Origin of the sequence: Streptomyces sp. NPDC018610, from assembly GCF_044391765.1 — a bacterium.
GTDB lineage: Bacteria > Actinomycetota > Actinomycetes > Streptomycetales > Streptomycetaceae > Streptomyces.
The window spans coordinates 231325-244564 of the sequence record NZ_JBISAL010000013.1 but is presented as its reverse complement, the minus strand read 5'-3'; the positions used below and the strand labels follow the sequence as shown (position 1 = coordinate 244564).

At 72.6% G+C, this 13240-nt stretch carries 11 protein-coding genes; 9 read left to right on the top strand and 2 right to left on the bottom strand.

The features are described from left to right. Positions 1-356 precede the first annotated feature (356 nt). The 4 genes from ACH5A8_RS30500 to ACH5A8_RS30485 all read left to right on the top strand — a co-directional run bounded on the left by ACH5A8_RS30500 (position 357) and on the right by ACH5A8_RS30485 (position 5035). Positions 357-1196, top strand: a complete 840-nt coding sequence (locus ACH5A8_RS30500; protein WP_399007193.1) for an SDR family NAD(P)-dependent oxidoreductase — start codon at positions 357-359, stop codon at positions 1194-1196. 313 nt (positions 1197-1509) lie between these two features. After that, positions 1510-1839 (top strand): hypothetical protein, encoded by a 330-nt coding sequence (locus tag ACH5A8_RS30495; RefSeq protein WP_399007192.1) that lies wholly within the window; start codon positions 1510-1512, stop codon positions 1837-1839. Between the two features lie 351 nt (positions 1840-2190). Beyond that, complete coding sequence (locus ACH5A8_RS30490; RefSeq protein ID WP_399007191.1) at positions 2191-3825, top strand: ABC-F family ATP-binding cassette domain-containing protein; 1635 nt, start codon at positions 2191-2193, stop codon at positions 3823-3825. A gap of 646 nt (positions 3826-4471) precedes the next feature. Next, positions 4472-5035, top strand: a complete 564-nt coding sequence (locus ACH5A8_RS30485; RefSeq protein ID WP_399007190.1) for a CGNR zinc finger domain-containing protein — start codon at positions 4472-4474, stop codon at positions 5033-5035. A gap of 17 nt (positions 5036-5052) precedes the next feature. Here ACH5A8_RS30485 and ACH5A8_RS30480 read toward each other — a convergent pair whose 3' ends face one another. After that, positions 5053-5994 carry a DMT family transporter gene (locus ACH5A8_RS30480; protein ID WP_399007189.1) on the bottom strand — a complete coding sequence of 314 codons (942 nt, stop codon included), beginning with the start codon at positions 5992-5994 and terminating at the stop codon, positions 5053-5055. Between the two features lie 94 nt (positions 5995-6088). Here ACH5A8_RS30480 and ACH5A8_RS30475 point away from each other — a divergent pair, with 94 nt between their 5' ends. After that, positions 6089-7018 carry a LysR family transcriptional regulator gene (locus tag ACH5A8_RS30475; RefSeq protein ID WP_399007188.1) on the top strand — a complete coding sequence of 310 codons (930 nt, stop codon included), beginning with the start codon at positions 6089-6091 and terminating at the stop codon, positions 7016-7018. Between the two features lie 165 nt (positions 7019-7183). Next, positions 7184-9004: a glycoside hydrolase family 15 protein gene (locus ACH5A8_RS30470; protein WP_399007238.1), complete on the top strand. Its 1821-nt coding sequence runs from the start codon at positions 7184-7186 to the stop codon at positions 9002-9004. Between the two features lie 94 nt (positions 9005-9098). On the opposite strand, the gene ACH5A8_RS30465 is transcribed toward ACH5A8_RS30470, so the two are convergent. After that, positions 9099-9938, bottom strand: coding sequence for an SDR family oxidoreductase (locus tag ACH5A8_RS30465; RefSeq protein ID WP_399007187.1), 840 nt, complete (start codon positions 9936-9938; stop codon positions 9099-9101). 448 nt (positions 9939-10386) lie between these two features. Between ACH5A8_RS30465 and ACH5A8_RS30460 the strand changes: the two genes are divergently transcribed. The 3 genes from ACH5A8_RS30460 to ACH5A8_RS30450 are packed head-to-tail and all read left to right on the top strand — an operon-like array spanning position 10387 to position 13239. Further along, on the top strand, positions 10387-10614 hold the full coding sequence (locus tag ACH5A8_RS30460; protein ID WP_399007186.1) for a ferredoxin: 228 nt from the start codon (positions 10387-10389) through the stop codon (positions 10612-10614). Beyond that, a complete protein-coding gene (locus ACH5A8_RS30455; RefSeq protein ID WP_399007185.1) occupies positions 10611-12005 on the top strand; it encodes an NAD(P)/FAD-dependent oxidoreductase in 1395 nt (464 codons plus the stop codon). The genes ACH5A8_RS30460 and ACH5A8_RS30455 overlap by 4 nt, the downstream gene beginning before the upstream one ends. Positions 12006-12018: 13 nt before the next feature. Beyond that, the gene (locus ACH5A8_RS30450) at positions 12019-13239 is read left to right on the top strand and encodes a cytochrome P450 (protein ID WP_399007184.1); all 1221 of its coding nucleotides are present in this window, start codon (positions 12019-12021) and stop codon (positions 13237-13239) included. The last annotated feature ends 1 nt before the right edge of the window (position 13240 follow it).

Sequence of the window (13240 nt, the reverse complement as noted above, 5' to 3'; positions counted from 1 at the left end):
GACAAGAGTGCGAACGGTGGAGTCGTCGAAGAGATTTCGAAGCCCCAGGTCACCGGCGCACGCCGGGAGAGCCGCCCGCCCGGCATTCGATGGGAGCGCTCCCGAGAGTCCACCTCCACCGACCCCGCAACTCTCCGGGGAGGCCACCCTCCACCGACCCCGCAACTCTCCCGGGGAGGCCGGCGTCCAGCGTCCCGAGCGCTCCCGGGCGCCCGCCCTCCGGTCGTCCCCGGGGCGAGCGCGGGGTGCGCCTCGCCCGGACGTTTGATCCGCCGGGTCGAGGGGGAACCCAGACAGCCCGGGCCGGTGATCATGCCGTCGTCCGGGGTGCGGCCGTCGAGGAAGGGACACGGGAGATGACGTGGGACGGGACGCCCGGCACGGCCGTGGTGACCGGGGCTTCTTCGGGGATCGGCGCCGAGTACGCGGAGCGTCTGGCCGGGAGCGGCTGGGACGTGGTGCTGGTCGCCCGGCGTGCCGACCGGCTCGCCGGACTGGCCGAACGCCTGCGCGAGGACTCCGGGACGGCGGTGGAGACGATGGAGGCAGATCTCGCCCGGCCGGCCGACCTGGCCCGCGTCGCGGAGCGGGTCGGCGCACCGGACGTGTCGCTGCTCGTCAACAACGCCGGGATCAACGGGTACGGGCCCTTCACCGAGGTCGACGCCGCCCTGCTGACCAAGGTGGTCGACGTCAACGTCGTGGCTCCCACGGTGCTGACGCGCGCCGCCGTCCCCGGGATGCTCGCGCGCGGGCGCGGCGCGGTGATCAACGTCGCCTCGCTGCTGGCCTTCGCCGGCGCGCTGCCTCCCGTCCCGCTCCCGCACCGGGCCGTCTACGGCGGCACCAAGGGATACGTCGTGACGTTCACCAGGACTCTCGCCGCCGAGCTGGCCGGCACCCCGGTACGGGTCCAGGTCGTCTGCCCCGGCCTCACCGCCACCGAGTTCCACCTCGGCACGGGCGAGAGGCCGGTGCCGGGCGAGCAGCGGGTCCACGACGAGGGCGGGATGCCCGTGGCCGACGTGGTGACCGCGTCACTGGCCGCCCTGACGGCCGGCGAGGTGGTGTGCGTGCCCGGACTGGAGGACGCCGGGGCCGTGGAGCGGCTGGCCGGAGCGGAGCTCGACCTGCGCGGCGGGGCCGGCGCGGCACTGGCCCCGCGCTACCGCGCGGGGCCGGACTCGGACGGCTGAAGGCGCCCGCGGGACCTGCTCGAGCGAGCCACCTGGCGCCTGGCTCCCGGCGCCTGGCACCTAGCTGTATTGATCACGAGCGAGCCGCCTTCAGGAGCCGCTGATCCGCCCGCGGGAGCCCGGAAGGCCCTTGCGGGATCGGTGGGTGTGGTACCGCCAGGGGCGTGGCGGCCCACGGCCCGCGCTCCCTGGGACAGTGCGAGGAATTCGTGGGTGTGTGACGGGAGTGGCCCCGGGTAGAAGCCCCGACCTGGGTCCGGATCGGCTCGCGCCGTCCGTGATCGCAGGAAGTCGGGCTGTGCAAGGAGGAACGATGATGAAGAAGCTGATCCGGCGCGCCGCGACCACAGGTGTCTGCGCCGCCGTAGCCGCGGGCGCGCTGTTCTCGGCGGGCGGTCCCGCGGCGGCGGCCGCTTCCCCGGCGTCCTCCTCCCGGACGTCCGGACACACCTCGTCGCCGGTTGCCGCGACCGCCGTCGCCCACCCCGCCGCCCACCGCCACCGGGCCGCCGACCCGCGTACGGATCCCTGGGTCGCGGGCCAGCTGGCGACGTTCGGTCTGCTCCCGGCCCCCGAGCGGTCGGCGGTCTTCGACCCGTGGGTCAAGGACCAGATCGACCTGTTCGGGCCGTCTCACCGGTAGCTCCGGCGCCGCCTCGCCGATACCCGGCGTCGCCGGGTGTCGCGCGTGGCGCGGACGGCCGGACCACGACTCCCCCTGCGTCGGCCGTCGCCGTCCAGGGCGGTGGGTCCCGGCCGGGACCCACCGCCGTGGGCGGCCGGCTGTTAGACTCGCAGGGACGTTGATCGTTTGCGGAGGAGACCAGACATGGTGGTGGACGACGACATCTCCGGGTGATACCCGGACCCGACAGGCCACCGGCCGGCGCGTACAGGCGCCGCTGCCGTCGTGGCCTCGCTGTCGTCTCCGCTTCCCCTGTCTGTCACCGGGGCAGAGGTGTCTCTCCTGCCCCCTCTCCGCGAGGTCGTCTCCATGTCCGACGCGTCCGTCGTCTGCTCGAACCTGTCCTTCTCCTGGCCCGACGACACCCCCGTCTTCCAGGACCTCTCCTTCACCGTCGGCGCCGGCCGTACGGGTCTCGTCGCGCCCAACGGCTCCGGCAAGACCACGCTGCTCAGGCTGATCGCCGGTGAACTGCGGCCCGCCACCGGCTCGGTGACCGTGGCCGGAACCCTCGGCCACCTTCCGCAGGACCTCCCCCTGACCGGTGACCTCACCGTGGCCGAGGTGCTCGGCGTCGCCGCCGTCGTCCGCGCCCTGGACGCCGTCGAGTCCGGGGACGTGAGCGAGGAGCACTTCACGACCATCGGCGACGACTGGGACATCGAGGAGCGCACCCGGGCCCAGCTGGACCGTCTGGGCCTGGCCGGCCTCGCCCTGGACCGGACCCTGAGCACGCTCAGCGGCGGCCAGGTCGTCTCCCTGGGCCTCGCGGCCCGGCTGCTCAAGCGACCCGACGTGCTGCTGCTCGACGAGCCCACCAACAACCTCGACCTCGACGCCCGGCACAAGCTCTACGACGCGCTGGAGGACTTCACCGGCTGCCTCCTCCTGGTCAGCCACGACCGGGCCCTGCTCGACCGCATGGAGTGCGTCGCCGAACTCGACCGGGGCGAGATGCGCCTGTACGGCGGCGACTTCACCGCGTACGAAGAGGCCGTACGGGCCGAGCGCGAGGTCGCCGAGAAGAACGTCCGCAACGCCGCACAGGAACTGAAGCGCGAGAAGCGGGAGATGCAGCAGGCCCGCGAGCGCGCCGAGCGCCGGGCGAGCAACGCCGCCCGCAACCTGAAGAGCGCGGGCCTGCCCCGCATCTTCGCCGGCACCATGAAGCGGGGCGCGCAGGAGTCCGCCGGGCGGGCGGCCCAGACGCACGCCGACCGGGTCGGCGAGGCCAGGGCGCGTCTGGACGAGGCGGGCCGCTCCCTGCGCGACGAGCAGCGCATCACCGTGGACCTGCCGGACACCGACGTGCCCGCCGGGCGCACCCTGTTCCTCGGTGAGCGGCTCCGGATCCGGCTCGGCGGCAGGGAGGTGTTCGCGGGCGAGGGCGTCGGCCTGACCGTCCGGGGCCCGGAGCGCATCGCGCTGACCGGCCCCAACGGCGCGGGCAAGAGCACCCTGCTGCGTCTGCTGGGCGGCGAACTGGCCCCGCACGACGGCGAGATCAGGCGGGCCGAGGGGCGCGTCGCCTACCTCTCCCAGCGCCTCGACCTGCTGGACGCGGACCGCAGCGTCGCCGAGAACTTCGCCGCCTACGCCCCGAAGCGGCCGGAGGCCGAGCGGATGAACCTGCTCGCCCGCTTCCTCTTCCGGGGCGCCCGCGCCCACCTCCCCGTCGGGGTGCTCTCCGGCGGGGAGCGGCTGCGCGCCACCCTGGCGTGCGTCCTGTGCGCCGAACCGGCCCCGCACCTGCTGCTCCTGGACGAGCCGACGAACAACCTCGACCTGGTGAGCGTGGGCCGGCTGGAGAGCGCCCTGCACTCCTACCGGGGAGCGTTCGTGGTGGTCAGCCATGACGAGCGGTTCCTGAGGGAGATCGGCGTGAACCGTTGGCTGCGGCTGGCCGACGGCGAGCTGACGGAGACCGGAGCGCCCGAGGTGTGAGCCGCCGGCCCACCGGCCAGGCCCCGCGTCCGAGGCACCCGCCCGGCGGGCGTGCTGGCGAGCCACGACCGCTGGCTGCGCAGGCGCTGGCCGGGACGCGAGCTGCGCCTCGGCCCGTCGGCCGCGGCGCGGGCAGGGCGCGGTGACGGCGCCGTCCCTCACCCGGCCGGGGACCGGACCGGGGGCCCGGGTGCGGGCCGACTGGGCTGACCGCATGACGAGCCTCGCTCATCGCCTGCTGTCCGGGCCGGCACGCAACCCTGCGGCGCCCGACGACATCCTGGTGCGCCTGGCCGCGCACCAGGCCGGCCGGCACGGCATGGCGCTGCGGCCCGGGCGGTCGGCGGACGCCGTCGTCGAGGCGCTGCTGACACACGGCGACGCCGACACCGCGGTGCGCACGGGAACGGCTGCTCTCGGACGCCGACCCCCAGGTCGCCGACGACGACGCCGCCGATCCCGCGCCGCCGCCCGCCCGGATGCTCGGCATCCTCACGGCCGCGGGCCTGTGAGCGCGGGCGGACCGGGCATGACGACCGCGAGCGGACCGGACGCGACCCGGTCGTCCGACACGTCCGCCGCTCCTCACCCGTTCGGCAGGTGACGGTCCTTGCCGCGCGCTTCAGTCACCTGTCAGGATGGTGACATGAACCTCGAGCATGTCTTCGTGTGCGGAAACCCGGTCCTGGACTTCGCCGCGACGCTGCGCGCCCGCCGTACGCAGCGGTTCGAGATGTTCGCGGCACCGGACCGGCTGGACGCCTGGTTCCTGGGGTCCGGCGTGGTGGACGCGGTCGCCCCGAGCGACGAGGCGGACGTCGAGCGGGCGAAAGCCCTGCGCGAGGCCGTCTACCAGCTGGTCACCGCACGCCGGCTCGGCGAGGCGTACGACACCGGGGCGCTGGGCCTGCTGAACGGCACGGCCCGTACGCCCGCCGCGGTACCGCAGCTCACGGCTGAGGGACGGTGGACGCGGGCGACGCCCCAGGAGGCCCTGTCCACCCTCGCCCGGCAGGCCGTCGAACTGCTCGGCGGGCCCGATGTGCCGCTGCTCAAGGAGTGCGGCGACCCGGAGTGCACCCGCGTCTACATCGACCGCTCCCGGGGCATGCGCCGGCAGTGGTGCGGCATGGAGTCCTGCGGCAACAGGATCAAGGCGGCCGCCTACCGCGCCCGCAAGAAGAGCGCGCCCGCCCTCGGCGCGCGCTGACCGGCGCGGCGGGGCGGTCAGACACCGGCGGGTGTCGTCGCCGGGTGCGGCGCCTCCGCCTTCCCGGCGGCGTCCGGCGTGGTGATGCGGTGGGCGCGTTCGACCGACTGACCCCAGTAGGTTCCGGCGACCATCAGCACGGCCCCGAGCGAGGCCCACAGGGTGAGCCGTTCGCCGCCGAGGCCGATCCCCACCGCGACCGCCCAGACCGGTTCGGTGCCCAGCAGCAGGCTGGCCCGGCTGGCCGAGGTGCGCTGCACGGCCCAGGTCTGGGCGAGGAAGGCGAACACGCTGCAGAACAGGGCCAGATGGACCAGCTGGGCCCAGGTGCCGGCACCGCAGTGGACCAGGTCGGAGGCGTGGACGACGGCGGCCGGCAGGAACAGCGCCGACCCCAGGACGGTCTGGACGGTCGTCAAGTGCAGCGGGTCCACGGGCCGGGAGGCGGTGAGCCGCCCGACGAGCGCGACGTGCCCGGCCCGGACCACCGCGGCGGCGAGCACCAGGGCGTCCCCGAGCCGTGGGGCGTGCAGTCCGGTGCCGGCGGTGAGCAGCCCGACGGCCACCACGCACAGACCGGCGGCGCCGAAGAAGGCCGGGGGCAGGCCGGGACGACCCCCGGTGCGGTCCAGCAGCGGCGTCAGCACGATGGTCAGGCTGATGATCAGCCCGGCGTTCGCGGCGCTGGTGTGCGCCACGCCGTAGGTCTCCAGTACCAGCACGGCCGCCTGTGTGACGCCGAGCAGCGCGCCGAGGCGCACCTCGGCGCGGGTCCAGCCGGGCCTGCGGCGGCGGGCGGCGACCAGGCCGCCGCACGCGAGCGCGGAGACGGCGTACCGGGCGAACAGCACCACGAGTACGGGCAGTGCGGCGGTCGCCGTCTTGGCGGCGAGGTAACTGGAACCCCAGACGAGCGCGACCAGGAGGAGTACCGCATCGGTACGGCGGGCGAGAGGCATGCCCACACGCTGCACCACCAGGCACGCTGTAGGCCACCACCAACTTCTTAAACGACCCTGTAGCAGAGCTGCATCGTCCTCCTAGACTGGCGGCATGGACGAACGGCAGCTGAGAATTCTGCGGGAGCTGGGCGAGCTCGGCAGTGTCACCGCCGTCGCCGACGCGCTCCGGGTGACGCCCTCGGCGATCTCGCAGCAACTGCGGCTGCTCCAGCGCTCGATCCCCGTCCCGCTGACCGAGCGCGCCGGGCGCCGGGTGGTGCTGACCGAGGCAGGGCAGGCGCTGGCCGGCGCCGCCGTCGAGGTGGAGACGGCGCTGGCCCGGGCCCGGCACACCCTCACCGACTTCACGGGCCGGCCGGACGGCGACGTGTCGGTGGCGGCGTTCCACAGCGCGGGCTCCGCGCTCTTCCCGCTGCTGCTGCGCGCACTGTCCGGCCCGGACAGCCCCCGACTGTCGCTCGCCGACGAGGACGTCGCCCAGGACCGCTTCCCCGCCCTCACCCGCGACCACGACCTCGTGCTCGCGCACCGCCTCGACCACGGCCCGCCGTGGCCGCGCACGGTGACCGCCACGACCCTGCTGCGCGAGCCGCTCGACGTGGCCCTGCCGGCCGGCCATCCGCTGGCCGGCGAACCCGTGCTGACGCCGCGGGACGTGGCGGACCAGCCCTGGATCACCGTCCATGACGGCTTCCCGCTGATGGCGACCGTCGAAGCGATCGCCTGTGTCGCCAACCGCCGGCTCGACATCGTCCACCGCATCAACGAGTTCTCCGTGGTCGCCGAGGTCGTGGCGGCCGGCGGCGGCATCGCGCTGCTGCCCCGCTGGACCGCCCGCGCCCACCCCGGCGTGGTCCTCAGACCGCTGAGCGGGGTGCACGCCCGGCGCCGCATCGACGTACTGCACCGTCCCGAGCGCACCGCGCGCAGGGCCGTCCGGACGGTCCTCGCCGCACTGCACCGCGCCGCCGAGGCGATCCGGTCGAGGGACACCACCGGGTGGGCCGCCGCGGGTTCGTGAACCCGCGGCGGCCGGCGCCACCGCAGCGGGAGCGTCTCGTTCGGCGGCTCCGACGGCGCGCGACCGGCCGCCGCACGGCCTCGCTTCCCGCTCCGCGGCCCCTGGTGCGATCCCGCCGCACAGGACGGACAGTGGAAGCGGGGACGTCAGGGAAGCGAGATGCTCATGGATCGATACCCGCCCATCGCTGACCACGGCCTCGTCGGCGACCTGCAGACCGCCGCTCTGGTGTCGGACCAGGGCGTCGTCGACTGGTTCGCGGCGCCCCGGTTCGACTCGCCGAGCGTCTTCGCCGCCCTGCTCGACCACGACCGCGGCGGCTACTTCCGGTTCGCGCCGGAGAACGGGAACACCGTCTGCAAGCAGCTCTACTACCCCGACACCGCGGTCCTGGTCACGCGGTTCATGTCACCGGACGGGGTCGGCGAGATCTTCGACTGCATGCCACCGGACCGCATCGGCGTCCCCACCGACCAGCACGTGCTGCTCCGCGGCGCGCGGGCGGTGCGCGGCACGGTGCGCTTCACCCTGGAGTGCCGTCCGCGCTTCGACTACGCCCGGTCCACCCACCGTCTCGACCTGCGGGACAGCACCACCGCCGCGTTCAGGACGCCGAACGTCACCGCCCATCTGCAGAGCACCTTCCCGCTGCGACAGGACGGCGCCGACGTGCGGGCCGAGGTGACCTTGAGTTCGGGGGAGGTGGCCGCGGCCGTCTTCACCGTCGACGGACCCGACGCCGACACTCCGCCCCCCGTCACCGTGGACACGGCGCTGGGACGGTTCTGGGACGTCGTGGAGTTCTGGCAGCACTGGGTGCGCTCCTCTCATTACCACGGCCGGTGGCCGGGTCCGGTGCACCGCTCGGCCATCACGCTCAAGCTCCTCACCTACGCGCCGACCGGCGCTCCCGTCGCCGCCGCCACCATGGGCCTGCCCGAGCAGATCGGGGGCGAACGCAACTGGGACTACCGCTACACCTGGGTCCGCGATGGCTCCCTGTCCGTGCGCGCCCTGCTCGACCTGGGATTCGCCGAGGAGGCGGCGCGGTTCACGCACTGGCTGGGCGACCGTCTCCAGGCTCGGGAAGGCGTCGACGGAGAGCCGCTGCAGATCATGTACCGCGTCGACGGCGACCCCGAGCTGCCGGAGCAGGTCCTCCCGCACCTCGAGGGCTATCGCGGCTCGTATCCGGTGCGGGCGGGCAACGCCGCGGCCGACCAGTTGCAACTGGACATCTACGGCGAGGCCCTCTACGCCGTGTCGGAGGGACGTGAGATCGCCACCGTCGCCGGCTACCACGGCTGGAAGAACCTCGCCCGGACACTCGACTGGCTCGCCGATTCCTGGGACCGGCCCGACGAGGGCGTCTGGGAGACCCGGGGCGGCCGCAAGGATTTCACCTTCAGCCGGGTGATGGCGTGGGTGGCCTTCGACCGGGGGCTGCGCCTGGCGGCCGAGTACAGCCGACCCGCCGACGCCGCGCGGTGGACCGCGGCTCGGGACACGATCCTCGACCAGGTGATGGAGAGGGCCTGGAACGAGAAGGAGCAGGCACTCGTCCAGCACTACGGCAGTGACGTCCTCGACGCCTCACTGCTGCTCGTCCCGCGCGTCGGCTTCCTGGCGGGCAGGACGCTGAGCTGGCTGCAGACGCTGGACGCGATGGATCGCACGCTCGTCTCGGACAGCCTCGTCTACCGGTACGACCCCGCGGCCTCCCCGGACGGCCTGCGGGGCTCCGAAGGCACCTTCAGCCTCTGCACGTTCCTCTACGTGGACGCCCTCGCTCGCGCCGGCCGGGTCCGACCGGCGCGCTATGCCTTCGAGAAGATGCAGACCTACGCCAACCACGTGGGCCTGTTCGCGGAGGAGATCGGCCCCAGCGGCGAGCAGTTGGGCAACTTCCCGCAGGCCTTCACCCATCTTTCGCTGATCATGGCCGCCACCACCCTGGACGACGCCCTCGACCAGCAGCGCGACTGAGGACCGGCGCGGCACGGGAGTTTCCCGGTTCGCCGGTGGTCGGACGCCCGCCCGCCGGCGCGAACCCGCTCCGGCGGCCGGCGTCCCGTCGTGTTCAGCCGCCCGTGGCGAAACCGGGGAAGAGGGTCATCCCGCCGTCCACGTAGAGAGTGGCGCCCACGACGTAGTCCATGAGATCGGAGGCGAGCCCGACGGCCGCGTGGGCGATGTCCTCCGGATCCCCGACCCGTCCGTAGGGAATCAGTCGCAGCAGGTCCTTCTCGGCATCGGGAGTGTCCCACGCAGCGCTGTTGATGGGCGTCTTGATGGCTCCGGGAGCGATCGCGTTGACCCTGATCCTGCGGGGCGCGAGTTCCTGGGCGAGCGTCTCCATCATCATCTGCACGCCGCCCTTGGAGGCCGCGTAGTTGACATGACCGGCCCACGGGATGAGCTGGTGCACCGAGCTCATGCAGATGATCTTCCCCGCGGCTCGCGACACCTCGGGGACGATGCCCCTCCTCAGGAACTCCTTCGTCGCCTCCCGGGCGCACAGGAACTGGCCGGTGAGGTTGACGTCCAGCACCTTCTGCCACTGAGCCGTCGTCATCTCGGTGAAGGGCGCGTCCCGCTGCAGCCCGGCGTTGGCCACGAGGATGTCGATGGTCCCGAACTCCTGGACCATCCGTTCGATCATCGCGACGACCTGGTCCTCCTGGGACACATCGGCCTCGTACGCGGCCGCGCGCACTCCGAACCCGGAGATCTCCTCGACCACCTGTTCGGCCTCTTCGCGCCCGGCGACGTAGTTCACGACCACGTCGGCGCCGGCGCGTCCCAGGCCGATGGCCGTCGCCTTGCCGATTCCCGAGTTCGCCCCGGTGACAAGCGCCTTCTGGCCCTTCAGCAGATGCGCCGGTATGACGCCCCGAGGGGCTCCCTGAGTCACGCTCACGCCGATTCTCCTTCTCGAGAGGCCGACCACACGACCGTCTGCGGTTCCGATCGGTGCCTATCGACACCGAATCACCCGGACGTCCGCCTCACACGCCGGGTGCGAGCAGATTGCGCCGACCGATCGAAAGTCCCCACGCCCGAAGGGCGTGCGGACCCGCCCCGACCGGCCGGGACCTCCTCGTCACGAGGTGCGCGTGGCGAGCGCCCAAGATACGCTTTTCATCAGTGACGTCCTGATATCCAGGCAATTCCGCGGACGTCAGTCGCCTGATGCGCGACGATCAGTTCTTTCTGCGGAGACCCCACAGGCGCGGTGCATCCCTCGTGCTCCGCAGAGGTGGGCAACGGCCGGAGACGATCTCCCCTGTTCGACCCCTCTCGCCCTTCGCGCGCCGTAGAGCGCCGGCTTCAGGCTCCGCGGGTCGCACGTCCCTGTGGAGGTCGGGATGAGAGTCATCGTTGATCTGTCGCGATGCGAGGGGTACGCGCAGTGCGCGTTCCTGGCCCCGGACGCGTTCCGGATGCACGGCGAGGAAGCCCTGATGTACGACCCGAGCCCAGACGACGCCGGGCGCGACCGGGTGCTGCGCGCCGCGGCCGCCTGCCCGGTCCAGGCGATACTCGTCGACCGGCTCGAGGGGCGGAACGGTCCGGCGGAGGCGTCGAGGTCATGACCAGCGCGGACACGCTGCAAGCGTTCAAGCGCGAGGGCCGCGTCGTGATCGTCGGGGCGTCCCTCGCGGGCCTGCGGGCCGCGGAAGCCCTGCGTGAGGAGGGCTTCACCGGTTCGCTGACCATGATCGGTGACGAACTGGGCGAGCCCTACGATCGCCCTCCCCTGTCCAAGCAGGTGCTGACCGGGTGGGTGCCGGCCGACGGCACCGCTCTGCCGCGCCGCAGGGAGATCGACGCCGAATGGCTGCTGGGCGTGCCCGCCGCCGGCCTGGACCTGGCCACCAACCAGGTGCGGCTCGCCGACGGACGGGAGATCCCCTTCGACCGGGTGCTGATCTCCACCGGGGTACGGGCCCGGCCATGGTTCGTGGAGAGCGAGGCCGCGCTGGACGGCGTGTTCGTCGTGCGCACCCGCGAGCACGCCGAGGGGCTCCAGCGGGCGCTCGCCGCCGGGCCGTCACGCGTACTGGTCATCGGCGCGGGATTCACCGGCTCCGAGATCGCCTCCGTGTGCCGGGAACGCGGCATCGCGGTGACCGTCGCCGAACTGGCTCCGGCCCCGCTGGTCGGGGCGCTCGGCGCCATGATCGGTGAGGTCGCCGCGGACATGCAGCGCGCCCACGGTGTCGACCTGCGCTGCGGGGTCAAGGTCACCCGGCTGGAGGGCGACGAGCGGGGGCGGCTCCGCCGTGCCCACTTCGACGACGGCAGCACCGTGGACGCCGACGTGGCGGTGGTGGCGCTCGGAGGCATCCGCAACACCGAGTGGCTGCGGGACTCCGGACTGGCGGCGGGCGTCTGGGGGATCGCCTGCGACACCGGCTGCCGGGCCCTCACCCTCGACGGCCTGATCACCGACGACGTGTTCGTCGCCGGCGACGTCGCCCGCTGCCCGAATCCGATCTACGAGTACCGGCTCATCTCCCTGGAGCACTGGGCCAACGCCGTGGAGCAGGCCGAGGTGGCGGCGCACAACATGGTCAGCGGCCAGGCGGACCGCTGGCCGCACCTGGCTGTCCCGGCGTTCTGGTCGATCCAGTTCGGTGTCAACATCAAGTCCGTCGGCGTGCCGACCTTCGCCGACGAGGTCGTCGTCGCCCAGGGGTCCGTGTCCGACCACCGTTTCGTCGCCGCCTACGGCTATCGGGGCCGTGTCACCGCGGCGGTCAGTTTCAACAACGCGAAGTGGCTGGACCACTACCGGAAGCTGATCGAGACAGCCGCCCCCTTCCCACCCCCCTGCCCCACGCCCGACCGGCCGGCCGACACCAAGCCGGTACCGGTCGACTTCCCCGGCCCCACTCTGCTCGCCCAGGGCGCCACCGTCGTCGTCACCGGTCACGACCCGGGCGAGCGCCGGGTCACGGCCGCGCAGCAGCACCACCGGTAGGACGGAGAGCGAGATGACCACGACCGAGACCCCGGACACACTGCGCCGGATTCTCGACTACTCCTCCCGGGCCGACCCCTATCCGCTCTACGCCGAGCTGCGCAGGACGCCGGTGGCCCGACAGGAGGACGGCAGCTACGTCGTCAGCACGTACCGGGAGATCATGGAACTGCTGCACGACCCGCTCACGAGTTCCGACGTCCGCAATCTGACACGGCCGATCCCCGCGATGCAGGAGAGCACCACACCGTCGTTCATCAATCTCGATCCGCCCGAACACGACCGCCTCCGGCGGATGGCGATGCGCCACTTCGGTCCTCCGCACACCCCTGGGCTGGTGGCCGGCCTGGAACCGTTCCTGACCGACATCGTCGACGGTCTGATCGACGGCTTCGCCGACAAGGAACGGATCGACCTCGTCGACGACTTCGCCTACCCGTTCCCCGTCACGGTGATCTGCCATCTGCTCGGGGTGCCTCGCGAGGACGAGCAGCGGTTCCACGTGTGGGTGAACGACCTCATCAACTCGATCGACTACGACCCCCAGGTCGACCCGAAGGAGAAGCTGGAGAAGGGCGTGCAGGCCCGCAAGGACCTGCGCCAGTACCTCGGCGCGCTGCTCGAACAGCGCCACGGCGACCCGGGCGAGGACCTCCTGTCGCGCCTGGCCAACGATGACGGGCCGGACGGACGGATGACCGACGAAGAGATCGTCGCCACCGCCAACCTGCTGTTGATCGCGGGTCACGAGACCACCGTCAACCTCATCACCAACGGCATGCTGACGTTGCTGCGCCACCCCTCGGTCATGCGGCGCCTGCGCGACGATGCGGGCCTGGTCGTCCCTCTGGTCGAGGAGCTGCTGCGCTACGAACCCCCCGTGCACATCATTCCCTGGCGGGCGGCGTTCGGAGATATCGAGCTCGGCGACACGACGATTCCCAAGGGCTCGCAGATCATGCTCATGCTGGCGTCGGGCAGCCGCGATCCGAACCGCTTCCCCGAGCCCGACCGCTTCGACCCCGACCGGCGCGACAACCAGCACCTCGGCTTCGGCAGCGGCATCCACCTGTGTTTCGGAGGCCCGCTCGCCCGCCTGGAGACCCAGATCGCGCTGAGCGGGCTGGTACGCCGCATCGACCGGCCCGGGCTCGTCGCCGACCCGCCACCGTACCGGCGCAGCCCCGTTCTGCGCGGCCCGCTCCACCTGCTCATCGAGCGGGACGGAGGCTGAC